This is a genomic window from Streptomyces cinereoruber, assembly GCF_009299385.1.
GTDB classification, from domain to species: domain Bacteria; phylum Actinomycetota; class Actinomycetes; order Streptomycetales; family Streptomycetaceae; genus Streptomyces; species Streptomyces bikiniensis.
Window position 1 is genome coordinate 2,991,458 of sequence record NZ_CP023693.1, and the last position, 23,624, is coordinate 3,015,081.

Annotated in this window: 15 protein-coding genes; 6 read left to right on the top strand and 9 right to left on the bottom strand. The window is 73.7% G+C overall.

The features are described from left to right. Nucleotides 1-23: 23 nt before the first annotated feature. Together ftsX and ftsE are read right to left on the bottom strand one after the other, a co-directional pair. On the bottom strand, nt 24-941 hold the full coding sequence (gene ftsX, locus CP977_RS13260) for a permease-like cell division protein FtsX (RefSeq protein WP_062755158.1): 918 nt from the start codon (nt 939-941) through the stop codon (nt 24-26). Between the two features lie 29 nt (nt 942-970). Beyond that, a complete protein-coding gene (gene ftsE, locus CP977_RS13265) occupies nt 971-1,660 on the bottom strand; it encodes a cell division ATP-binding protein FtsE (RefSeq protein WP_053648390.1) in 690 nt (229 codons plus the stop codon). A gap of 233 nt (nt 1,661-1,893) precedes the next feature. Between ftsE and CP977_RS13270 the strand changes: the two genes are divergently transcribed. After that, nucleotides 1,894-2,076: a hypothetical protein gene (locus tag CP977_RS13270; RefSeq protein WP_062755156.1), complete on the top strand. Its 183-nt coding sequence runs from the start codon at nt 1,894-1,896 to the stop codon at nt 2,074-2,076. Between the two features lie 127 nt (nt 2,077-2,203). On the opposite strand, the gene CP977_RS34820 is transcribed toward CP977_RS13270, so the two are convergent. The 5 genes from CP977_RS34820 to CP977_RS13290 all read right to left on the bottom strand — a co-directional run bounded on the left by CP977_RS34820 (nt 2,204) and on the right by CP977_RS13290 (nt 7,937). After that, nucleotides 2,204-2,353, bottom strand: coding sequence for an LPXTG cell wall anchor domain-containing protein (locus CP977_RS34820; protein ID WP_243900492.1), 150 nt, complete (start codon nt 2,351-2,353; stop codon nt 2,204-2,206). After that, the gene (locus CP977_RS13275) at nt 2,290-3,033 is read right to left on the bottom strand and encodes a hypothetical protein (protein WP_243900491.1); all 744 of its coding nucleotides are present in this window, start codon (nt 3,031-3,033) and stop codon (nt 2,290-2,292) included. Before CP977_RS13275 ends, CP977_RS34820 begins: the two co-directional genes overlap by 64 nt. Before the next feature lie 582 nt (nt 3,034-3,615). After that, nucleotides 3,616-4,719 carry a peptide chain release factor 2 gene (gene prfB, locus CP977_RS13280; RefSeq protein WP_062755152.1) on the bottom strand — a complete coding sequence of 368 codons (1,104 nt, stop codon included), beginning with the start codon at nt 4,717-4,719 and terminating at the stop codon, nt 3,616-3,618. 75 nt (nt 4,720-4,794) lie between these two features. Then, nucleotides 4,795-6,036 carry a serine/threonine-protein kinase gene (locus CP977_RS13285; RefSeq protein WP_104860513.1) on the bottom strand — a complete coding sequence of 414 codons (1,242 nt, stop codon included), beginning with the start codon at nt 6,034-6,036 and terminating at the stop codon, nt 4,795-4,797. Nucleotides 6,037-6,143: 107 nt separating this feature from the next. Further along, entirely contained in the window at nt 6,144-7,937 is a 1,794-nt protein-coding gene (locus CP977_RS13290) for a serine/threonine-protein kinase (RefSeq protein WP_104860512.1), read from the bottom strand. 500 nt (nt 7,938-8,437) lie between these two features. On the opposite strand from CP977_RS13290, the gene CP977_RS13295 reads away from it, so the two are divergent. The 4 genes from CP977_RS13295 (at nt 8,438) to CP977_RS13310 (ending at nt 16,308) form a co-directional block, all read left to right on the top strand. Next, the gene (locus CP977_RS13295) at nt 8,438-12,571 is read left to right on the top strand and encodes an FtsK/SpoIIIE domain-containing protein (protein ID WP_152370151.1); all 4,134 of its coding nucleotides are present in this window, start codon (nt 8,438-8,440) and stop codon (nt 12,569-12,571) included. Between the two features lie 146 nt (nt 12,572-12,717). After that, nucleotides 12,718-14,076 (top strand): ABC transporter substrate-binding protein, encoded by a 1,359-nt coding sequence (locus tag CP977_RS13300; RefSeq protein ID WP_152370152.1) that lies wholly within the window; start codon nt 12,718-12,720, stop codon nt 14,074-14,076. 10 nt (nt 14,077-14,086) lie between these two features. After that, nucleotides 14,087-15,436, top strand: coding sequence for a carbohydrate ABC transporter permease (locus CP977_RS13305; protein WP_152370153.1), 1,350 nt, complete (start codon nt 14,087-14,089; stop codon nt 15,434-15,436). Then, a complete protein-coding gene (locus CP977_RS13310) occupies nt 15,433-16,308 on the top strand; it encodes a carbohydrate ABC transporter permease (RefSeq protein WP_062755140.1) in 876 nt (291 codons plus the stop codon). The genes CP977_RS13305 and CP977_RS13310 overlap by 4 nt, the downstream gene beginning before the upstream one ends. A gap of 15 nt (nt 16,309-16,323) precedes the next feature. On the opposite strand, the gene CP977_RS13315 is transcribed toward CP977_RS13310, so the two are convergent. Continuing rightward, nucleotides 16,324-16,881, bottom strand: a complete 558-nt coding sequence (locus tag CP977_RS13315; RefSeq protein WP_152370154.1) for a TetR/AcrR family transcriptional regulator — start codon at nt 16,879-16,881, stop codon at nt 16,324-16,326. A 115-nt stretch (nt 16,882-16,996) separates the two neighbouring features. Between CP977_RS13315 and CP977_RS13325 the strand changes: the two genes are divergently transcribed. Next, complete coding sequence (locus tag CP977_RS13325; RefSeq protein ID WP_372460628.1) at nt 16,997-18,370, top strand: glycosyltransferase family 87 protein; 1,374 nt, start codon at nt 16,997-16,999, stop codon at nt 18,368-18,370. A 54-nt stretch (nt 18,371-18,424) separates the two neighbouring features. Here the strand turns inward: CP977_RS13325 and CP977_RS13330 are convergent, their stop codons facing one another. After that, entirely contained in the window at nt 18,425-23,389 is a 4,965-nt protein-coding gene (locus CP977_RS13330; RefSeq protein WP_062755132.1) for an NAD-glutamate dehydrogenase, read from the bottom strand. Nucleotides 23,390-23,624: the final 235 nt, after the last annotated feature.

The following is a 23,624-nucleotide window of genomic DNA, read 5'->3' on the forward strand; positions in this document are numbered from 1 at the left end:
CATCCGCCGGCGAGGGTGCCTTCTCACACCTTCAGGTACTTGCGCAGCGCGACGAGAGCCGCCAGGGCGGGCATCAGGAGCCCGATGGCGATCACCAGCGGCAGCTTGGCGAAGACGGCGTCCCAGCCGATGAACTGGATCAGCTGGACCTTGTCGGCGAGCGCGATGCCGTGGTCGATCAGGAAGTACCGGCCGACGAGCAGCAGCACGCAGGCGACGCCGCCGCCGAGGAGCCCCGCGAAGGCGGCCTCCATGATGAACGGCATCTGGATGTAGAAGCTGGACGCGCCGACGAGCCGCATGATCCCCGTCTCGCGGCGGCGGCTGAAGGCCGAGACGCGCACGGTGTTGACGATCAGCATCAGCGCGATGACCAGCATCAGGCCCATGACGCCGAGCGCGGCGATGTTCATGCCGTTCATCAGGTCGAAGAGGTTCTGCAGGATGTTCCGCTGGTCCTGGACCGACTCGACGCCGTCCCGGCCGGCGAAGGCCGTGGCGACCACCTTGTACTTCTCCGGGTCCTTGAGCTTGACCCGGAACGAGGACTGCATCTGGTCCGGCGTCACGACGGAGGCGAGGGCGGTGTCGCCGTACTGCTCCTTGTACCGCTTGTACGCCTCGTCGGTCGTCTCGAACTGGACGGACTCGACGATGTCCATCTTCTTCAGGTCGGCCTCGATCTGCTCCCTCTGCTGGCCGGTGACCGCGCCCTTGGGGCACTTGCCCGCCGTGGCCGCGTCGGCCTTGTTGCAGAGGAAGATGGAGACGTTGACCTTGTCGTACCAGTAGTCCTTCATCGTGCTGACCTGCTCGCGCATGAGCAGCGCGCCGCCGAACAGGGCGAGCGAGAGGGCCACGGAGACGATGACGGCGAAGGTCATCGTGAGATTGCGCCGGAGGCCGACGCCGATCTCGGAGAGCACGAACTGAGCGCGCATGGGTCTGCTTTCTCCTACTCGCTACAGGCTCAGTGCTGGTATCCGTAGACGCCGCGCGCCTGGTCGCGGACGAGGCGGCCCTTTTCCAGCTCGATGACGCGCTTGCGCATCTGGTCGACGATGTTCTGGTCGTGGGTCGCCATGACGACGGTGGTTCCCGTCCTGTTGATGCGGTCGAGCAGCTTCATGATGCCGACCGAGGTCTGCGGGTCGAGGTTGCCGGTGGGCTCGTCGGCGATCAGCAGCATCGGGCGGTTCACGAAGGCGCGGGCGATGGCGACGCGCTGCTGCTCACCGCCGGAGAGCTCGCCCGGCATCCGGTCCTCCTTGCCGCCGAGGCCGACCAGGTCGAGCACCTGCGGCACGGCCTTGCGGATCTCGCCGCGCGGCTTGCCGATGACCTCCTGGGCGAAGGCCACGTTCTGGGCCACGGTCTTGTTGGGCAGCAGGCGGAAGTCCTGGAAGACGGTGCCGAGCTGGCGCCGCATGTGCGGCACCTTCCAGTTGGACAGCCGGGCCAGGTCCTTGCCGAGGACGTGCACCTGGCCTTGGCTGGCGCGCTCCTCGCGGAGGAGCAGGCGCAGGAAAGTCGACTTTCCGGAGCCGGAGGAACCGACGAGGAAGACGAACTCCCCCTTCTCGATCTCCAGGGAGACGTCCCGGAGCGCGGGGCGGTTCTGCTTCGGATAGGACTTGGAGACGTTGTCGAATCGGATCACGGATGCACCACGGTCGGCCGGGAGTAGGTGTGCGTGACCTTACGCGACCGGGGACGGCCCTCGCAGTCGCGGTCCTGGCTTGCGCGGTATATCCTTTTCGCCCTTCCGGGCGGACCACGACGGGCCGGCGGGGCGCGCCGAAACGGCGCGGAGCTGGCACAGTGGTAGGGGAACGTCCGGACCCCTCCGGTCGTTGCCCTGGTGGGTACCCCAGTGCGGGAGGAGGAGAGCGCATGACCTACGACCGACTGGTGTGCGCCAACTGCGCGGCCCCGGTCGCCGAGGGCCGCTGCCCCGTCTGCCGCGCGAACCGGGAGCGACTGACCCCCCAGGGTCTTTCCCCCGCCATGCTGCTGACCCTGGCGGTCGCCCTCCTCGCGGCGATCGCACTGCTCGCGGCGGTCCGTACGGCCTAGGAGCCGCCCGTACGGCCCTGATCCCGCCGGGCAGGCCCCAAGGCCGCCTGTGCGGCGCGTACGAGCCGGAGTACGACCGAAGGGCCGGGGAGGAAGCCTCCCCGGCCCTTCGTCACGCACGGAACCGTCAGGCGGCGGCGCGGCCGCCGGCGACGAGGCGCGGCAGCATGCGGAAGCCGATGCCGCCGGCGATCATGGTCGCGGCGCCGATGATCAGGAACGAGGTCTCGGCCGCACCGGTCTCGGCGAGCTCCTCCTTGGCCTGCCCCTGCTGCACGGGCTGCGAGCCGGCGGTGTCGGCGCTGTCGGTGTCGGGGTTGTTGCCACCACCGCTGCTGACGCACTCGACGCCGTCGACGGTGCAGTCACCGGCACCGCCGTCGGTGGAGGAACCACCGTTGCCGGACGTCCCACCGTTGGTGGTGGTGGAGCCGCCGTCGGCCGCGGCACCACCGTCGGCAGCCGCGCCACCGTCGGCAGCGGCACCGCCGTCAGCGGCAGCACCACCGTCAGCCGCAGCGCCACCATCGGCAGCCGCACCACCGTCAGCGGCAGCACCACCGTCAGCCGCAGCGCCACCATCGGCAGCCGCACCACCGTCAGCGGCAGCACCACCGTCAGCCGCAGCGCCACCATCGGCAGCCGCACCACCGTCAGCGGCAGCACCACCGTCAGCCGCAGCGCCACCATCGGCAGCCGCACCACCGTCAGCGGCAGCACCACCGTCGGCAGCGGCACCGCCATCAGCGGCCGCACCACCGTCAGCCGCAGCGCCACCATCGGCAGCCGCACCACCGTCAGCGGCCGCACCGCCGTCAGCCGCAGCGCCACCATCGGCAGCCGCACCACCGTCGGCAGCGGCACCACCGTCGGCGGCCGCGCCACCGTCGGCAGCCGCACCACCGTCGGCAGCCGCACCGCCATCAGCGGCCGCGCCACCATCGGCAGCCGCGCCACCGTCAGCAGCAGCGCCGCCGGGGTCGCAGATGCCGCCCACTTCCTCGCACGGATCGCTCAGGGCACCGACGCTCAGGCTGGCGATCTCGTCGTCGTTGTTGACGGCCTGTGCGGCGCCGGCCGCCGTCAGGGACGCACCGGCGATGATCACGGCACTGGCCGCGACCCGCACCAGGCGGACCCGCGTCTTGTTGGTCATCTGGCTGCTACCCCCAGTAGCTCATCTCGTCATGGGGCAGCGCTCGGGGCCTGCGCGGCAGGGGCGGCGTCACGACTGGACCGGCCCCCGTTCACACGCGCCCCAGAAATGCGCATGCCAGTACGCCACCCTTCCGAGTTTCCGAAGAAGCGTCAAGGTCGTTGCGCGTGCGATGCCCGAAAGATCACCGGGTGACCGACATGCGCTGATGCAACTGTGACGTAAACCCTGAACCACGGGCCTCACGGCGTCAGTTCCCTTGTCGACAAAGCGTCCTGACGGCCCGTCTTTTGCTTGCGGCAGCGAATAAGCAGTGAATGCGGCGGAACGGGACCGGGCCCCGCACCGGCACGGTGCGGGGCCCGGTAGGAGGGGGCGCGGGACTATCGGTCCTGCTGCTTGCGCCAGCGGATGCCCGCCTCCAGGAAGCCGTCGATCTCGCCGTCCAGGACGGACTGCGGGTTGCCGACCTCGAACTCCGTCCGCAGGTCCTTGACCATCTGGTACGGGTGGAGGACGTACGAGCGCATCTGGTTGCCCCAGGAGCTGCCGCTGTCCTTGAGCGCGTCCATCTTGGCGCGCTCCTCCTGGCGCTGGCGCTCCAGGAGCTTGGCCTGGAGGACGTTCATGGCGCTCGCCTTGTTCTGGATCTGGGAGCGCTCGTTCTGGCAGGAGACCACGATGCCGGTCGGGATGTGCGTGATGCGCACGGCCGAGTCGGTCGTGTTGACGCCCTGGCCGCCGGGGCCCGACGCGCGGTAGACGTCGACGCGCAGGTCCGACTCGTCGATCTCGACGTGGTCGGAGGACTCGACGACCGGCAGGACCTCGACGCCCGCGAAGGAGGTCTGGCGGCGCCCCTGGTTGTCGAAGGGCGAGATGCGCACGAGGCGGTGGGTGCCCTGCTCGACGGAGAGGGTGCCGTAGGCGTACGGGGCCTTCACCACGAAGGTGGTCGACTTGATGCCGGCCTCCTCCGCGTACGAGGTCTCGTAGACCTCGGTCGAGTAGCCGTGGCGCTCCGCCCAGCGCAGGTACATGCGCTGGAGCCGCTCGGCGAAGTCGGAGGCGTCGACGCCGCCGGCCTCGGCCCGGATGTTGACCAGGGCCTCGCGCTCGTCGTACTCGCCGGAGAGGAGGGTGCGGACCTCCATCTCGTCCAGGGCCTTGCGGACGGAGACCAGCTCCGCCTCGGCCTCGGCGAGGGTGTCCGGGTCGTCCATCTCCTCGGCGAGCTCGAAGAGCACCCCGAGGTCGTCGATCCGCCCGCGCAGGGTCTCGGCCTTGCGGACCTCGGCCTGGAGGTGCGAAAGCTTGCTCGTGATCTTCTGCGCCGCCTCCGGGTCGTCCCACAGGGACGGGGCCGCGGCCTGCTCTTCGAGCACGGCGATGTCGGCCCTCAGCTTCTCGAGGTCCAGGACGGCCTCGATCGACCCCATGGTCGAGGAGAGGGACTTCAGCTCTTCGGATACATCGACGACTGCCACGCGTCCAGCGTAACGGCTCCGGGCGGGGAGCCGAACCCGTGATCGCCGGGGGGTGTCCCGGCGGGTCCACGGACCCTACGGAAGCGGCGAGGACTGCTTGGTGTCCTGCGGCGGGGTCTCCCCGTCGCCGGAGGCCGCGAGGTAGCCGCCGACGCCCAGCGCCCCCGCGAGCACGACCGCCGCGACGGCGAGGACGATCCGGCGCTTGCGGACCGCGTCCGCCTTGTGGCGGGCCGAGCCGGGGCGGCGGGCGCCCGCCGGGCGGGGGGCGCGGGCCGTGCCCAGGGGGCCCCCGGAGAGCTCGTCGGGGGCCGGGACCCGCATGGAGGTGTGGGTGTCGCGGTGGGAGTCGGGGGCGGCGCCGGGGACGAGCGGGACGGCGGCCCGGCGGGGGCCGGGCTCGGCGGCGCCGGTCGTGGTGGCGTACCCGTCCTCCTCGTACGGCTCGGGGGCCGGTTCCGCGTCGGGCTCGTCCACGTCGAGCGGCGGGATGCCCTTGAGCAGCGGCAGGACGTCCTTGAGGCGGGCGGCCAGCTCGGAGGCGCGCAGCCGGGAGGCCGGGGCCTTGGCGAGGCACTGCACGAGGAGCTGCCACAGCTCCTCGGGGATGCCGGGGAGCGGGACGACGGTCTCGGTGACGTGGCGGCGCAGGACCGCGCCGGGGTGGCCGCCGCCGAACGGGGTGAAGCCGGCGAGCAGCTCGTACAGGACGGTCGCGAGGGCGTAGATGTCGACGGCGGCGCGCGGCGGGAGGCCCTCGACGATCTCGGGGGCGAGGTAGTCGGGGGTGCCGATGATCCGGGTGGCCTTGGTGCGGCCGGGGGTGTCGATGAGCTTGGCGACGCCGAAGTCGGTGAGGAGGGCGGGGTGGGCGCCGCCGGGGCCGAGGGGGCCCTCCATGTCGAGCAGGATGTTCTCGGGCTTGACGTCCCGGTGGACGACCCCGGCGGCGTGCGCGGCGGCCAGGGCGTCGGCGACGTCGGCGACGATCGCGACGGCGGCCTCGGGGGCGAGGCGGCGCTCGCGGTCGAGGCGGGTGCGCAGGTCGGTGCCGCGCACCAGGTCCATGACGAGGGCGAGGTCGTTGCCGTCGACGACGAGGTCGCGGACCTTGACCACGCGCGGGTGGTCGAGGCCGAGCAGGGCGGTCCGCTCGCGGACGAAGCGGCCGACGAGCTCCTGGTCGGAGGCCAGGTCCTCGCGCAGCAGTTTGACGGCGACGGGCCCCTCGGGGCCCTCGCCGAGCCACACCGTTCCGGCGCTGCCCCGCCCGAGGATCTGGTGGGCGGTGTAGCGGCTGCCGATGTTCCGTGCCAAGACTGCTCCCTCAGCGGCTGCGGTTCACGCCAAACGTACGCGTCCGCGGGCGCCGGTCGTCACTTCCGAGGGGAAAACACCCCTCGGAAGTCGACAAATCAACAGTATTACTGTCCCGTACCGCCGGTAGCACCCGTGTTTCCGGAGCTGGTGCCGGTGCCGGTGCTCGCGCTGTCGAACAGGTCGGAGACCCAGGTGGTGAAGGACGAGACGCCGTCGCCGATCGCCTCCCAGTAGCCCTTGCCCTCGGCGATCCAGCTCTGGAGCGGGGTCAGCTCCCAGACGAGCCAGCCGGCGACCACGAACAGGACGATCATCACCAGGCAGCCCTTGAGGCAGCCGAGGCCCGGGATCCGCACCGGGTTGGCGCTGCGCCGGCGCGGCTCGCGCGGCGGGCGCGGCTCGCGGGGCGCGGGGGCCTGGGGCGGCGGCTGCGGGGGCGCGTACTGCTGCCGGGGCGGGGCGTACTGCTGCTGCGGGGCGGGCGGCGGCGGGGGCGCGTACTGCTGGGGCTGGTGCTGCGGCTGGTACGCCTGGGGCGCGGGCCGCTGCGGGGCCGGCCGCTGCTGCTGGTACGGCGGGGGCTGCTGCTGCCGGTTCTGCGGAGGCTGCTGGTTCTGCGGGGGGTGCGGGGGCTGCTGCGGCCGGCGCTGCGGGCGCCGGCGCAGGGGGTCCTCGCTCGGGTCCAGGTACTGCACCTGCGTCTGCTCGTTGCGGTCGCGGGCGGCGCGCAGCTGGCTCTGCCAGGGGTGCGGATCCTCGCCCTGTCCGCCCTGCGGCGGGTTCGGCGGCACGGGGGGCAGGACGGCCGTCGGGTCGGCGGCGCCCGGGCCGCCGGCCGGCAGGACGCTGGTCGCGCCGGCGGGGTCGTACTGCGGCGCCCCGGCCCCGGCGGGCAGCACCTGGGTGGGGTCGGCGGCCCCGGGCGCGCCGTGGGACATCACCTGGGTCGGGTCGGCGGCCCCGGGGGTCTCCGGGACCGGCGCGGGCGCCGGGTCGGGGGCCAGGAGCGCCCCGACGCCCTCCGCCGCCTCGATCTGGGCGGGCGTGGCGTGCACGCCGATGCCGGCGGCGACCGCGCGCAGGCCGCGGGCCAGGTTCACGGCGCTCGGGCGCCGGTCGGGGTCCTTGCTGAGGCAGCGCTCTATGACCGTCCACAGCGGGCCGGGCACGGTCGAGGGGCGGCGGGGCTCCTCGCTGAGGTGGCGGTGGAGGACCTCCAGGGCGGTGCCGCCCGCGAACGGCGGGCGGCCGGTGACCAGCTCGTAGAGGAGGATGCCGGCGCCGTAGATGTCGACGGCGGAGGTCTGCGGGCGCCCCTCGGCGGACTCGGGCGCCACGTACGCGGGCGTGCCGACGAATTCGTGGGTGCGGGTCAGGCCCGGGGAGTCGGCGAGGCGCGCGATGCCGAAGTCGGTGAGCATCGGGTGCATCTCGCCGTTCTGCTCGGCGAGCAGGACGTTGGCCGGCTTCAGGTCGCGGTGGACGACGCCGTCGGCGTGGCTGGCGGCGAGCGCGTCGGCGATCTGGGCGGTGAGGAGGGCGGCGGCGACCGGGGTGAGCGGTCCGCTCTCCCGGATGTACCGGTGCAGGTCGGGGCCCTCGACGAGGTCCATGACGAGGGCGAGGACGTCGCCCTCGACGACCAGGTCGCGGGTGCGCACGATGTTCGGGTGGGTGAGCCGGAGCAGCACGGACCGCTCGCGCAGGAAGCGCATCACGATGTCCGCGTCGTTGGCCAGCTCCTCCTTGAGGACCTTGATCGCGACGGTCTCGCCGGGCTGGCCGGCCACGGCCGCCTCGGCGCCCGCCGTCTCCCTCTGGCGGGCTCGCCAGACGGTGCCCGTGGCGCCGCGGCCGAGCGGCTCCTCGAGCAGGTACTTGCTGCCGATAGGCCGCACGTCACGCGCTCCCTGCTGATCGTGGTCCTGGGGTGGTTCCGGTGCTGTCCCCGCGGTCCCTGTGCTCTGTTGTGACCCGTCCGGGTGTCCGACCCACTTTAGGGCCTGCGCGGCCGATCATGGCCGGTCCGGACGGGTCGCCGGCCGGGCGTCCGCGGGGCGCTCCCGGGGGTGCGCCCTGACCGAAGATGTCCGGAACGTACCCCGGTCCTGTCCGGAAGAAGACGCTTCTCCGTGCGGGACGGTTGCCGGACACGTTCCGAAGGCATGCCCAACCGGGCATTTTCGCGCCCACTGCCGACCATTCAAGATCACTTGTGGCCGACCGGCGGGCGCGCTGTCGGTGGCAGGTGCGAGGATGCCTCCAGCACGTCGCACCGATGGGGTCGGGAGCCCCGCGCCGTGCCGACCTGTACCGGACGACGCGTCCGTGCCGGGTGGGGGGAGACACGGGCGGTTCCCCTGCCGGGCACGTCGCGCAGAAGGGACCGCTGACGGCGATGCAGATCCGGCTGACCGTCCTCGCGCCGCACGCCGGCCACGGCGCCGCGCGCGCCTGCGACGTGCTCGTCACCGCCCCGGCCGGGACGGCGCTCTCCGCCGTGGCCTCCCAGTTGGCCGCCGCCGTCACGGGCCCCGAGACCTCCGCCTCGGGCACGACCGTGCTCCACGCGGGCGCGGAGCGGCTGGACGCCCGGCGCTGCGTGCTCGGCGAGCCCCCGCTGGTCGACGGCGCCGTGCTCTCGCTCCAGGTCCCCGGGCCGGACGACCGGGCCGGGGAGACCGCGGCCGCCCGGCTGCACGTGGTGGCGGGGCCGGACGCGGGCGGGGTGCACCTGCTGCACGGCGGGACGGTCAGGATCGGCCGCTCCGTCGACGCCGACGTCCCGCTCGACGACCCGGACGTCTCCCGCGCGCACTGCACGGTGACGGTCGGCGCGGACGGCCGGGTCACGGTCGCCGACCGCGGCTCCACGAACGGCACGACCCTCGACGGCTCCCCCGTCGGCGAGCGCCCGGTCCGGCTCCGCCCCGGCGCCCTGCTGCGCCTCGGCGAGTCCGCCCTCCGCCTGACGGGCCCCGACGACGGCCTCCCCGGCGGTACGGCCGCGGTGACGACGGCCCCGGACGGCGAGGGCCACCTGCGGCTCACGCGCGGAGCCGGCGGGCCGGTCCGCCCGGCGGGCGGCCTCGGGGCGGCCCCGATCGGCCCGGCGGCCGACGACACGACCCACGGGGGCGGGCACGCGCACGCGGGGGGCGGCGGTACGGCCGACGGCGACCCGTACGGGAACGGTCGGGGCGAGCCGTACGGCGGCGGGCGCGGCGACCTGCACGGAAGCGGTCACGGCGGCTCGTACGGAAGCGGTCACGGCGGCTCGTACGGAAGCGGCCGGGGCGGCTCGTACGACAGCGGCCACGGCGATGGGCACAGCGACCCGTACGGCGGTGCGCAGGGCTCCGCCCACGACCCGCGCTCGTACGGCTCCGACGGGCACGGGGACGGCGGGCGCGACGGCGACTCCCGCGACCCGTACGGCCACGGCGGCACCGGGAGTGGCGGCGGGGTCTCGACGGATCAGGCCGCGCCGCGGGCGGGCGGCAGGCGCGGGCTCGGCGCGTGGGCCCGGCGCCTCGCCGGGGGCCGCGAGGAGCCCCAGGCCCCCGCCGCCGGGCCCCGGCCGGTCCCCGAGACGCACGCGGGCGCCCGACCGGACGCGGGTACCGGCACCCGCGGTCCCGGGCCGGGCGCCGACACCTGGCCCGACCCGGCCACCGTCCTGCTCACCGCCCTCGGCCCCGGCCCCCGGCTCTGGGAGCGGGACCCGGACCACCCCGAGTCCCTGGTGGTGCGGCTCGGCACCACGGACCGCGCCGAGCTCTCCGGGGTGCCGGTCACCGTCGGGCTGCGCGAGGCCGGTTCGCTCGGTCTCGCGGGCCCCGGCGACCGGCTCGCCGGGTTCGCCCGCTCGGTGGTGGCCCAGCTCGCCGCCCTGCACTCCCCCTCCGACCTGGAGGTCGTCCTCGTCAGCGCCGACCGGAACCGCCCCCTGGAGGAGCGGCGCCGCGCCTGGGGCTGGCTCGGCTGGCTCCCGCACGTCCGGCCGGCCCACGGCCAGGACTGCCGGCTGCTCCTGGCGTACGACCGCGAGCAGGCCCACGCGCGTACGTCCGAGCTGACCCGGCGGCTCGACGACGGCCCGCTCGGGCCCGGCTGGCCCAGCGCCGACCGCGCGTCCGTCGCGGAGGCCGCCGCCCGCTACGAGGGGCCCCGGACGGTGGTCGTCGTGGACGGCGACCCGGGCACGGCGGCGCTGCGCGAGACCGTGGCGCGGCTCGCGGGGGCCGGGGCGGCCGCCGGCATCCACCTCCTCTGTCTGGCCGAGGCGCCCTCCGCCTCCCCGGTGTCGCCGGTGGCCGCGACCTACGAGGCCGCGTGCGCCGCGTCCCTGGCGTTCCGCGAGTGCGGGGCCGCCGCGCTCCTCAGCGGGGACGTGGCGACGGCGCTGCGGCTGCTGCGGACGGCGGGCGGGCGCGTGGCGGGCCACGGGACCGTCGGCGTGGTCGACGCGGTCTCCGTCGCCTGGGCCGAGCGGTTCGGGCGGGCGCTCGCCCCGCTGCGGCCGGAGACCCCGGCGGCGCCGCACGGGCGGGCCGCTGCGCTGCCCCCGTCCTCCCGGTTGCTCGACGAGCTGGGCCTCGCCCGGGCGACCCCCGCCTCCCTGATGGCCCGCTGGGCCTCCGCCGGGGAGGGGACGGCCGTCCTGGGCGCGGGCCCGCGCGGCCCGCTGGCCGTAGACCTCACCCAGGAGGGTCCGCACCTGCTGATCGAGGGCCCGGCGGGCAGCGGGCGCACGGAGCTGCTCCGCTCGATCGCCGCCTCGCTCGCGGCGGGCGGCCGCCCCGACCGGCTCGGCCTGCTCCTGGTGGACGGGGCGGGCGGCGAGCGCGGCGAAGGACTCGCGGCCTGCACGGAGCTGCCGCACGTCACCGAGCACCTGGTCGCCTCGGACCCGGTCCGGATGCGGGAGTTCGCGCAGGCGCTGGGCGCCGAGCTGAAGCGGCGGGCCGAGCTCCTGGGCGACACGCCCTTCGCCGACCGCCGGGGCGCCCGCGCCCCGCAGGTGGCCGAGCGGCTGATCGGGCAGCGCGCGCCGAGCGCGGCGGAGTCCGTCCCCCGGGGCGCCCGCGCGACCGTCCGGCTCCCGGACACCGGCGACCATCCGAGCGGCCGGACCCTCCGCACGGGCGACGGCACGATCGGCGCCCTCCCGAGCAGCCGGAGCACCCGCCCGTCGAGCCGCACGCCGTACCCGGGCGCGGACGACCTCGACGGCCGCGCGGGCGGACGGGTGTCCCGTACGGGGGCCGACGACCTGAACGGCCACCCGAGCGGCCGCACCTACCGCACCGGAGCCAATGACCTCACCGACCACCCGAGCGGACGGGTGCCCCGCACCGGGGCCGGCGACCTCGGCGGACGTACGAGCAGCCGCACCCTCCGCACCGGCGACGGGGACCTCACCGACCGCCCCAGCGGGCGCGTGCCCCGCCCCGGAAGCGGCCCGGGACGGGACGGGGCGGACGCGTTCCTGGCCGACACGCCCAGCGGACGGCTGCCGCGCCGGGACGGCGGGGGCGGTCCGGAGGACCGCTCCGGCGGCCGCACGCCCCGGACGGGCGAGGGCGACCTCGACGGCCGCGCGAGCGGACGGGTGTCCCGTGCGGGAGGCGACGACCTGAACGGCCGCCCGAGCAGCCGCACCTACCGCACCGGCGACGGCGACCTCGGCGCCCGGACGAGCAGCCGGAGCCCGTACCCGGGCGAGGGCGACCTCGACGGCCGTGCGAGCGGACGCGTGCCCCGTACGGGGGCCGACGACCTGAACGGCCACCCGAGCAGCCGCACCCTCCGCACCGGCGACGGCGACCTCACCGACCGCCCCAGCGGGCGCGTGCCCCGTACCGGAGCCGGTGATCTCGCCGATCGGCCCAGCGGGCGCGTCCCCCGGGGCGAGGACACCGGTGTCCGGATTCCCCGGCCCACCCCGGCTTCGGGATCGGGTTCCGGTGAGGCCGCAGGGGTTCGGGGTGCCGGGGCGTTGCCCCGGCTGGTCGTTCTGGTCGACGACTTCGACGCCCTGGTCGCACCCGCGCTCGGCGCCCCCGGCCGGCCGGCCGCCGGGTCCGTCGTGCGGGCCCTGGAGGCCGTCGCCCGGCACGGCGAGCGGCTCGGCGTGCACCTCGTCGTGGCCTCGGCCCGCCCCGACCGCACGGCCGACACCGAGCCGGTCCACAGCGCCCGGCTGCGGATCGTGCTCGACGCGCCCCCGGTGACGGCGGGACCGGACGTCCCGGCGGCCGGGCGGGGCCGGCTCGGGCACCCGGACGGCCGGGTGACCCCCTTCCAGACGGGCCGCGTCACCGGCCGGATCCCCCGGACGGCGACGCTCCGGCCGACGGTCGTCCCGCTGGAGTGGGAGCGGATGGGCGATCCGCCCACCCGTCGCCCGGTCCGCGAGCTGGGCAACGGGCCGACGGACCTGGCCCTCCTGGCGAGCGCGCTCGACCGGGCGGCCCGCTCGGTGGAGGCGACTCCCGTGCCGCCCCTCTCCCCCGTCGCCCACACCTGAAACCCTCCGGAAACACCTCCTGACGTCACGTCACGAGGCAATCACGATCGTCCACTTGACACGGAAGGCGGTATTGCGGCCCCGCATCACCGGGCGTAGACCTGTCGGCACGGGACAGCTCAGCGCACGAAAGAGACGGGGCAGCGATGCGTACAACTCTTCGTCCACGCAAGGCCGCGGTGACCTTCACGGCACTCACGACGCTCGCCGCGCTCGCCCTCGCGGGCTGCGGCGACGGGGGCACGAAGGACCCGGAGGCGAAACCCACCGGCGACCTCTCCCTGAAGGGCGAGAAGATCGAGGTCGCCGCCGTCTGGACGGGCCCGGAGCAGGAGAACTTCACCAAGGTCCTGAAGGAGTTCGAGCGGCGGACCGGCGCGACCGTGACGTTCGTGCCCGCCCAGGACCCGATCGTGAACTTCCTCGGGACGAAGATCGCGGGCGGCTCACCGCCCGACGTCGCGATGCTCCCGCAGGTGGGCGCGATCCAGCAGGCCGCCGCCCAGAAGTGGCTGAAACCGGTCGGCCCGGAGGCGAAGGCCCAGCTCGCCGCGAACTACTCGCGCGGCTGGCAGGAGCTCGGCGCGGTGGACGGCACCCAGTACGGCGTCTACTTCAAGGCCGCCAACAAGTCCCTGGTCTGGTACAACACGGCCGTCTTCGAGAACGCGGGCGCCACCGAGCCGAAGACCTGGAAGGAGTTCCTGGCCACCGCCGAGACCGTCTCGGCCTCCGGCGTCACCCCGGTCTCGGTCGGCGGCGCGGACGGCTGGACCCTCACCGACTGGTTCGAGAACGTCTACCTCTCCCAGGCGGGCCCGGAGAAGTACGACCAGTTGGCGAAGCACGAGATCAAGTGGACGGACCCGTCCGTCACCGCCGCCCTGACCACGCTCGCCGAGCTGTTCGGGAAGCCGTCGCTGCTCGCGGGCGGCACGAGCGGCGCGCTGCAGACGGAGTACCCGGCCTCGGTCACGCAGACCTTCACGGGCGGCGCCGAGCCGAAGGGCGCGATGGTCTTCGAGGGCGACTTCGCGGCCGTCAACATCGCCCAGACCGAGGCGAAGATCGGCACGGACGCGAAGGCCTTCCCCTTCCCGAAGGTCGGGGACGCCGGGACCGTGCCCGTGGTGACGGGCGGCGACGCGGCCGTGGCCCTCAAGGACACCAGGGGCGCGCAGGCGCTCCTCGCCTTCCTCGCCTCCCCGGACGCGGCGAAGATCTGGGCGGAGGCGGGCGGCTTCCTCTCGCCGAACAAGAACCTGGACCCGGCGGCGTACCCGAACGACGTCCAGCGCGGGATCGCCGAGGCGCTGGTCGGGGCCGGGGACGACTTCCGCTTCGACATGTCGGACCAGATGCCGCAGTCGTTCGGCGGGACGCCGGGCAAGGGCGAGTGGAAGGCGCTCCAGGACTTCCTGAAGAACCCGAAGGACGTCGCCGGGACCCAGGCGCGGCTCGAGGCGGACGCGGCGAAGGCGTACCGGGCCGCCGCGAAGGGCTGAGGTCCCGGCCATGTCCTCCACCACCGCCACGCGCGCGAGGAGCACGACCGGAACGGAGGGGACCCGAAGGGACGGGCGACGGAGCAGGATCGTGGCGGCGGGTTTCCTGCTGCCCGCCCTGCTCCTGCTCGGCGCGCTCGTCGTCTACCCGATCGGGTACTCCGTCCAGCGCTCGCTCTTCGACCGCTCCGGCTCCTCCTTCGTCGGCCTCGACAACTACCTGTCCCTGTTCACCGACGACTCCCTCCGCACGGCCGTCAAGAACAACCTGGTCTGGCTGGTGGTGGCCCCCGCGGTCGCCACCGCCCTCGGCCTGGTCTTCGCGGTCCTGACCGAACGCGTCCGCTGGGGAACCGCGTTCAAGCTGCTCGTCTTCATGCCGATGGCGATCTCGATGCTGGCCGCCGGGATCATCTTCCGGCTGGTGTACGAGCAGGACCCGGACCGGGGCGTCGCGAACGCCGTCTGGGTCGGCGTCCACGACACCTTCGCCGAGTCCTCCGTCTTCCCGAAGGCCAGACCGCTGCCCGTGCACCCGCTGAAGGCGGCCGGGGACGGCGCGTTCGTGACGAAGGAGCCGGTGCGGGCCGGGCGGCCCGTACGCCTCCCGCTGGTCGGGGTGGCGCCGGCGCAGATGCCGGAGGGCGCGCGCCCGGCCGCCGAGCCCGCCGGCACGGACCCGGGCACGGTCACCGGCACGGCCTGGCTGGACTTCACCCGGGGCGGCGGCGGGCGGCCGAACGAGGTCGATCCGGCCGAACGGGGCCTCGCGGGCCTGCGGATCGAGGCCGTACGGGACGGGAAGGTGGTCGCCACGGCGACGGCGGCGGCCGACGGCACGTTCGCGCTGCCCGCCGACCGCGCGGACGGGGCCCTGCTCCGGCTGCCCGCGAGCAACTTCCGGGAACAGTACAACGGCGTCGAGTGGCTGGGCCCGTCGCTCGTCACGCCCGCGATCATCGGGGCGTACGTGTGGATGTGGGCCGGGTTCGCGATGGTCCTGATCGGGGCCGGGCTGGCGGCCGTGCCGCGCGAACTGCTCGAAGCGGCGCGGGTGGACGGGGCGAACGAGTGGCAGGTGTTCCGCCGGATCACGGTGCCGCTCCTGGCCCCGGTCCTCGCGGTCGTCCTCGTCACCCTGATGATCAACGTGCTGAAGATCTTCGACCTGGTCTTCGTGATCGCGCCGGGCTCGGCGCAGGACGACGCGAACGTGCTCGCGCTCCAGTTGTACCGCTCGTCGTTCGGCACGGACGCGGACCTGGGGGTCGGCTCGGCCATCGCCGTCCTGCTGCTCCTGCTGGTGGTCCCGGTGATGGTCCTCAACATCCGCCGCATGCGCAGGGAGGCCCGCCGATGAGCACGACCGACGCAAGGCCTTCGCGCTCCCCGGCGGCGCGGCTCGCGTCCCTGGCCGCGTCCGGCGCGGTCCGGGTCTTCCTGGTCCTGGCGGGCCTGTTCTGGCTGATGCCGACGGTCGGGCTGCTGCTCTCCTCGCTCCGCTCGCCGTCCGACATCGCGGCGAGCGGCTGGTGGGAGGTGTTCACGGCCCCGGCCCGGCTGACCACGGAGAACTACGCCCATCTGCTCGCGAACGACACGATCACCGGCTCGCTGCTCAACACCGTCCTGATCACCGTCCCGGCCACGCTGCTGGTCCTGGTGATCGGCTCGTTCGCCGGGTACGCGTTCGCGTGGCTGGAGTTCCCCGGCCGGGACTGGTGGTTCCTGGGCGTGGTCGCCCTGCTGGTGGTGCCGGTGCAGGTCGCCCTGGTGCCGGTGTCGAAGCTGTTCGGGGTGGTCGGGCTCTTCGAGACGACCGCCGGGGTGGTCCTCTTCCACACGGCCTTCGGCCTGCCGTTCGCGATCTTCCTGCTGCGGAACTTCTTCGCGGAGATCCCGCGCGAACTCCTGGAGGCGGCGCGGCTCGACGGGGCGGGCGAGATCCGGCTGTTCACCCGGGTGGTGCTGCCGCTGGGCGGCCCGGCGATCGCCTCGCTCGGCATCTTCCAGTTCCTGTGGGTCTGGAACGACATGCTGATCGCGCTGATCTTCGCGGACTCGCAGTCGCCGCCGATCACGGTGGCGCTCCAGCAGCAGGTCCGCCAGTTCGGCAACAACGTGGACGTGCTCGCCCCGGGCGCGTTCCTGTCGATGGTGGTGCCGCTGGCGGTGTTCTTCGCGTTCCAGCGCCAGTTCGCGTCGGGGGTGATGGCGGGCGCGGTGAAGTGACCTCCCCGTGCGGGGTCAGCCCTTGAGCGCCGCCACCGCCGAGCGCGCGAGGTCGTCCACGTACCCCGGGGGGAGCGGGGTGCGGACGACGACGAGGCGCCAGTACAGCGGTCCGGCGACCAGGTCGAGGGCCCGGTCCGGGTCGGCGCCCTCGGGGAGTTCGCCGCGCGCGACGGCCTCGCGGACGATCCGGGCGACGACGCCCTGCTGCCCGTCGAGCAGCGCGGCCTTGACGGCGTCGGCGATCTCGGGGTGCCGGGCGGCCTCGACCAGGAGGTCGGGGACGACCCGGGAGGCGACCGGGTGGCTCAGGGCCTGCGCGGCCACCTCCAGGAGGGCGCGCACGTCCCCGTACAGGGAGCCGGTGGCGGGCGCCGGCAGGCCCTGGGCGGCGAAGGCGCCGACGAGGTCGAGGACGAGGGAGAGCTTGGACTTCCAGCGCCGGTAGACGGCGGTCTTGCCGACGCCCGCGCGGCGCGCGATCCCCTCGATGGACATCCGGGCGAAGCCGACGGCCGCGAGCTCCTCGAAGACGGCGGTGCGGATGGCCTCGGTCACGTCCTCGCGGAGCACGGCGGCTCCGGATGGACGGCCCGGCGCGGGAGGTGGTGGCGGCGTACGAGGAGTTCACCGCGTCAGGGGCGAAGACCACCGGCAAAAACGACATTACGGTCTAAAGTGCGGTGGGGTGACGAACGATCAGCCGCAGACCCCCCACCCGGCGCAGACCCCCCACCCGGCCGGCACCGAGCCCCCCGGCTCCCCCGCGTCCGGACACGCCTCCGGCCCCACCAGTACGAGCACCGAACCCCCCGCCCTCACCCGCTCCCCCTTCACCTCGGACACCTTCACCTCCGCCACCTTCGTCACGGTCGGCAGCGGCCCCCGGATCGCGCTCGCCGCCGTCTGGCTCCTCACCCGGGCCGGCATGCTCCTGCTGCTGCTCCGCGACGACCTCGGCATCGGTGGCGTGGCCCGCGAGGTGACCCTCTACGAGCACTGGTACGGGAAATTCACCGCGGGCACCTTCCCGCCCGGCGACGCCACCTGGCAGTACCCGCCGGGCGCCGGGCTCGTGATCATGTCCCCGGGCGTCCTCCCCTGGCTCACCTACTTCCAGGCCTTCGTCGCCCTCACCCTCCTCGCCGACGCGGTCGTCACCCTCGCGCTCGCCCGCGCCGACGGCGCGCGCCTCACCCACGGCGCCTGGGTCTGGGTCTGCGGCCTCCCGCTCCTCCTCCACCTGCCCCTCGCCCGGTACGACGTCCAGACCACCGCCCTCGCCGTCCTCGCCCTGCTCGCCCTCACCGCACGCCGGACCGCCGCCCACCAGCTCGGCGGGGCGCTCGCCGGGATCGGGGCCATGGTCAAGGTGTGGCCGGCGCTCGCCCTCCTGGGCACGCCCCGGGGCCGTACCACCCGGGAGGCGTGGACCGCCGCCGCCGTCACCGCCGTCGTGCTCCTGGCCACCCTCGCGCTCTTCTTCTCGGAGTCGCTCGGCTTCCTGCGGCAACAGGGCGACCGGGGCATCCAGATCGAGTCCCTGGGCGGCACGGCCCTCGCACTCGCCCGGTCCGCCGGCGCCTGGCCGGGGAGCGTCGAGTTCCGCTACGGCGCGCTGGAGTACGTCGGCCCGTACGTCTCCACCCTCGGCCACCTCTCCCTGCTGCTCACCGTCGCCACCCTGGGCTGGCTGGTCGTCTGGCGCGTCCGGGCGCACCGCTGGACCCCCGCCACCCCGTACGACACGGCCCTCGCCGCCGTCCTGCTCTTCACCGTCACCAGCCGGGTGATCAGCCCCCAGTACATGATCTGGCTGCTCGGGCTCGCCGCCGTCTGCCTGACCTCCCGGGACACCGTGATGCGCCCGGTGGCGCTGCTGCTGCTCCCGGCGGCGGCGCTGAGCGCGCTCGCGTACCCCGTGCTCTACTTCGACGTCATCGACGGCACCCCCACGGGCCTGGCCGTCATGGTGCTCCGCAACGGCCTGCTGCTCGCGGCGGCCCTGCTCGCCGCCCGGCGCCTGTGGACCTCGACGGTCGCCGCCGCGCGGGAGGAATAGAGGACGGCGAGGGGCCCCGCCGGAGAACCGGCGGGGCCCCTCGCGCGCGTACTCCTAGCTGTGCGAGCGCAGCAGCGTGCGCATCGTCCGCATCGCCACCGACAGGTTCGCCAGGTCGAAGGTGTCCGAGCCCTGGATCTCCTCCAGGGTCGTCCGGGCGCGGCCCAGGATCGCCGCGTTCTTCTCCTCCCAGGCCTTGAACCGCTCCTCCGGGCCGGCGTTCTCGCCGCCGGCCGTCAGGACGTCCTGCGTGAGCGCCGCGTGCGCGGCGAACAGGTCCTCGCGGATCGAGGCGCGGGCCATCGACTGCCAGCGGTCGTCGCGCGGCAGCTCGATGATCCGGTCCATCAGGTCGGTGATCCGCAGCCGGTCGGCCAGGTCGTAGTAGACCTCGGCGACCTCCAGCGGGTCCTTCCCGGTCCGGTCCGCGATCGCGACGATGTCGAGCGCCGGGAAGGCGGAGGAGAAGCCGGCGACCCGCCGCGCGAGCTCCTCCGGCACCCCGAACCCGGTCAGCTCGTCCAGGATCGACCGGTACCAGTCGAGGTCCGCGCCGCGCAGCAGCTCGGGCAGCCGCGACCAGACCTCCTCGACGCGCTCGGCGAAGAACTCGATGGTCTCGGTGAGCTGGAGCGGCTGCGGCCGGTTGTTGAGCAGCCAGCGGGTGCCGCGCTCGACGAGCCGGCGCGAGTGCAGCCGCATCCGGGTCTGGATCTCGGCCGGGACCCGGTTGTCGAGGGCTTCGACGGCGTCCCAGACCTGGCCGAGGCGGAAGACGACGCGGGCGGCGGTCTGCGCCCGGACGATCTCCTCGACCGACGCGCCGGTCTCCTCGCGGAGGCGGTGCAGGAAGGTCGAACCGCCGGCGTTGACGGTGTCGTTGACCAGGACGGTGGTGACGATCTCGCGGCGCAGCGGGTGGTGGCCGACGGCCTCGGTGAACTGCTCGCGCAGCAGCGTCGGGAAGTACGCGTGGAGCAGCCCGGTCAGGTACGGGTCGTCCGGCAGCTCCGTGCCGATCAGCTCGTCGGCCAGCGTGATCTTGGTGTACGCGAGGAGGACGGCGAGCTCGGGCTGGCTCAGGCCCTTGTCGTTGTTGAGGAGTTCGCGGATCTGCCGGTCGTTGGGCAGGAACTCCAGGGAGCGGTCGAGGGCCCCGTCGCGGCCCAGGCGGCGCATGAACCGCTGGTGGGCGTGGAGCAGGGACGGCGACTGGGCGACGGCGTTGGCCAGGGCCGTGTTCTGCGCGTAGTTGTTGCGCAGGACGAGCGTGCCGACCTCGTCGGTCATCTCCGCGAGGATCTTGTTGCGCTGCTTGACGGTCATGTCGCCCTCGGCGACGAGCCCGTTGAGCAGGATCTTGATGTTGACCTCGTGGTCGGAGGTGTCGACGCCGGCGCTGTTGTCGATGGCGTCGGTGTTGACCTTGCCGCCCTGGCCCTCGGGGCCGCCGGAGCGGGCGAACTCGATGCGGCCGAGCTGGGTCGCGCCGAGGTTGCCGCCCTCGCCGATCACCTTGGCGCGCACGTCCTGGCCGTCGACGCGGATGGCGTCGTTGGCCTTGTCTCCGACGTCGGCGTTCGACTCGGCCGAGGACTTGACGTACGTGCCGATGCCGCCGTTCCACAGCAGGTCGACGGGCGACTGGAGGATCGCCTTCATCAGCTCGGCCGGGGTCAGCTTGGTGATCCCGTCCTCGATGCCGAGGGCGGCCCTGACCTGCGCGTTGATCGGGATCGACTTGGCGCTGCGGGGGTGGACGCCGCCGCCCGCGGAGAGCAGCGAGGTGTCGTAGTCGGCCCAGGACGAGCGGGGCAGCTCGAAGAGGCGGCGGCGCTCGGCGTACGAGACGGCCGCGTCGGGGTTCGGGTCGAGGAAGATGTGCCGGTGGTCGAAGGCGGCGACCAGGCGGATGTGCTCGGAGAGCAGCATGCCGTTGCCGAAGACGTCGCCGGACATGTCGCCGACGCCGACGACGCGGAAGTCCTCGGTCTGGGTGTCGTGGCCCAGCTCGCGGAAGTGGCGCTTGACGGACTCCCAGGCGCCGCGGGCGGTGATGCCCATGCCCTTGTGGTCGTAGCCGGCCGAGCCGCCGGAGGCGAACGCGTCGCCGAGCCAGAAGCCGTACGCCTCCGCGACCCCGTTGGCGATGTCGGAGAAGGTCGCGGTGCCCTTGTCGGCGGCGACGACCAGGTAGGTGTCGTCCTCGTCGTGGCGGACCACGTCGACCGGTGGCACGACCTCGCCCGCGACCAGGTTGTCGGTGATGTCGAGCAGGGCCGAGATGAACGTCTTGTACGAGGCGATGCCCTCGGCCATCCAGGCGTCCCGGTCCACGCTCGGGTCCGGGAGCTGCTTGGCGACGAAGCCGCCCTTGGCGCCGACGGGCACGATGACGGTGTTCTTCACCATCTGCGCCTTGACCAGGCCGAGGATCTCGGTGCGGAAGTCCTCGCGCCGGTCGGACCAGCGCAGACCGCCGCGGGCGACCTTGCCGAAGCGCAGGTGGACGCCCTCGACGCGCGGCGAGTACACCCAGATCTCGAAGGCGGGGCGCGGGGCCGGCAGGTCGGGGATGGCCTGCGGGTCGAACTTCATCGACACGTAGGAGTGCGGCCGGCCCTCACTGTCCTTCTGGAAGAAGTTCGTGCGCAGGGTGGCCTTGATGACGGTGAGGAAGGAGCGCAGGATGCGGTCCTCGTCCAGGCTGGCGACCTGGTCGAGGGCGGCGTCCAGCTCTTCGAGGAGCGCGTCGATCAGCTCGGTGCCGGCGCGCTGGCGCTCCGGCGCCATCCGCGCCTCGAAGAGGTTGACGAGCAGCCGGGTGGTGTGGACGTTGTTGCGGAGGGTGTCCTCCATGTAGTCCTGGCTGAAGGTCGCGCCGGCCTGCCGCAGGTACTTGGCGTAGGCGCGCAGCACCATCGCCTCGCGCCAGTTCAGGCCGGCGGAGAGGACGAGGGAGTTGAAGCCGTCGTTCTCGGCCTCGCCGGTCCAGGTGGCGGCGAAGGCCTCCTGGAAGCGCTCGCGGGCGTCGTCGCCCAGGGTGACGCCGTTGCCGTTGGTGGCCGGGAGCCGCAGGCCGAAGTCGTAGATCCAGGCGTGGGTGCGGTCGGCGCAGCGCAGCTCGTAGGGGCGCTCGTCGGTGACCTCGACGCCGAGCCGGTTGAGGACCGGCAGGACGGCGGAGAGGGAGATCTGGTCGCCCGTCTTGTAGATCTTGAAGCGGCGCTCGCCGGGGCCCGCGAGGACGGGCTCGTAGAGGGAGAGCGAGAAGTCCTTGTCGCTGTCGGCGAGGGCTTCCAGGTGGACCAGGTCGGAGACGGCGGCGCGCGGCGAGTGGTCGGCCTTGTAGCCCTCGGGGAAGGCGTGGCCGTAACGGCGCAGCAGCTCGGCGGCGCGCTCCTCGCCCAGCTCGGCGTTGAGCGCCTCGCCGAAGCCGTCGGCCCAGGAGCGGGCGGCCTCGACGAGCCGGCCCTCGATGCGCTCGACGTCGGCGTCGGTGAGCTTGGCCAGCTCGGTGCCGGGCTCGACGCGGACGACGAAGTGCAGCCGGGAGAGGATCGACTCGGTGTTCCAGGCGGTGAAGTCGACGCTGGTGCCGCCCAGCTCCTCCTTCAGGATGTCGATGATCCGCAGCCGGACGCGGGTGGTGTAGCGGTCGCGCGGCAGGTAGACGAGGGCCGAGTAGTAGCGGCCGTACTCGTCCTGGCGCAGGTAGAGCCGCAGCCGGCGCCGCTCCTGGAGGTAGAGGACGCTGGTGACGACGGACTGGAGCTGGTCGACCGGGGTCTGGAACAGCTCGTCGCGCGGGTAGGTCTCCAGGATCTGGAGCAGGTCGCGGCCGTCGTGGCTGTTCGGGGAGAAGCCGGCGCCGGCCAGGACCTCCTGGACCTTGCGCTTGACGACGGGGACGCGGCGGACGGACTCGGTGTAGGCGGCCGAGGAGAAGAGGCCGAGGAAGCGCCGCTCGCCGACGACGTTGCCGGCGGCGTCGAACTTCTTCACGCCGATGTAGTCGAGGTACGAGGGCCGGTGCACGGTCGCCCGGCTGTTGGCCTTCGTCAGGATCAGCAGCTTGTGCTCGCGGGCCTTGGCGCGGGCGTCGGCGGGCAGCCGGCTGAAGGAGGGCGACACGGGGTGGGCGTGGTGGCCCTCGTCGTCGCCGGAGTGGTGCGGGTCGGAGCGCAGGATGCCGAGGCCGGTGCCGGGCACGGCGGCCAGGGCGTCGCCGTCGACCAGCTCGTACTCGCGGTAGCCGAGGAAGGTGAAGTGGTCGTCGGCGAGCCAGCGCAGCAGCTCGCGGGCCTCCTCCACCTCGGTGGGGCGCAGGTCGGAGGCGGTGGGCTCGTCGGCGAGGCCGTCCGCGATGCGCAGTGCGGCGTCGCGCATCTTCTCCCAGTCCTCGACGGTCTCGCGGACGTCGGACAGGACGCGCAGCAGGTCGGCGGTGATCTGCTTGAGGTCGGCGCGGTCGGTCTCGCGGTCGATCTCGACGTGGATCCAGGACTCGGTGAGCGCGTCGTGCGGCAGTTCGCCCTCGATCTGGGCCGACAGGACCTCGATGAGCTTGCCGGTGACGTCGCGGCGGACGAGGACCTGCGGGTGGATCACGACGTGGATGCCGCGGCCCTGGCGGGACAGCTCGTTGGTGACGGAGTCGACGAGGAAGGGCATGTCGTCGGTGACGACCTCGACGACGGAGTGGCTGCTGGTCCAGCCGTTCTCCTCGACCGTCGGGGTGTGGACGCGCACGTTCGCCGTGCCCTGCGGACGGTTCTCCGCCAGGCGGTAGTGGGAGAGGGCGGCGCCGAATACGTCGACCGGGTCCCGGTCGGACAGGTCCTCGGGCGCGGTGTGCAGGTAGTAGCGCTGGAGGTACTCGAGCACGGTGTCGCCGTCCGGGCGCTCGCCCGAACCGTCCGGCCCCGTCGGGAGTCGCCCCCCGACCGGGCTGTGCTCAGCTACCCGGGCGGCCCTTTCGAGCAGCTCGGCCTTGGCTTCGTCCAGCTTGGTCTGCATGTCCTCTGACTCCTGGCCGCGCGCCGTTGCGCGACATCGGTGGAAGGAAGGGCACCACGCCTCCACGCCGTGTTCCCGTGGAAGACGGCGTCATGCCCGGATGAGAGAAGCCCGGATCGTCGTCGGCCACTGGCCGTGGCGCGTCCGGGCGGAGGGGATCGGCGCACGCACGGTCGGCCCGGCCGCCGGAGCGGGTCGGGCGGCAGCCGGGGGCTTCACTGCCCCCTCGGCGTAT

Bases quoted from the DNA above. Each gene is read 5' to 3' on its own strand.
- ftsX (WP_062755158.1), bottom strand. From the start codon at position 941: ATGCGCGCTCAGTTCGTGCTCTCCGAGATCGGCGTCGGCCTCCGGCGC.
- CP977_RS13270 (WP_062755156.1), top strand. From the start codon at position 1,894: ATGACCTACGACCGACTGGTGTGCGCCAACTGCGCGGCCCCGGTCGCC.
- CP977_RS13295 (WP_152370151.1), top strand. From the start codon at position 8,438: ATGCAGATCCGGCTGACCGTCCTCGCGCCGCACGCCGGCCACGGCGCC.
- CP977_RS13300 (WP_152370152.1), top strand. From the start codon at position 12,718: ATGCGTACAACTCTTCGTCCACGCAAGGCCGCGGTGACCTTCACGGCA.
- CP977_RS13305 (WP_152370153.1), top strand. From the start codon at position 14,087: ATGTCCTCCACCACCGCCACGCGCGCGAGGAGCACGACCGGAACGGAG.
- CP977_RS13310 (WP_062755140.1), top strand. From the start codon at position 15,433: ATGAGCACGACCGACGCAAGGCCTTCGCGCTCCCCGGCGGCGCGGCTC.
- CP977_RS13330 (WP_062755132.1), bottom strand. From the start codon at position 23,389: ATGCAGACCAAGCTGGACGAAGCCAAGGCCGAGCTGCTCGAAAGGGCC.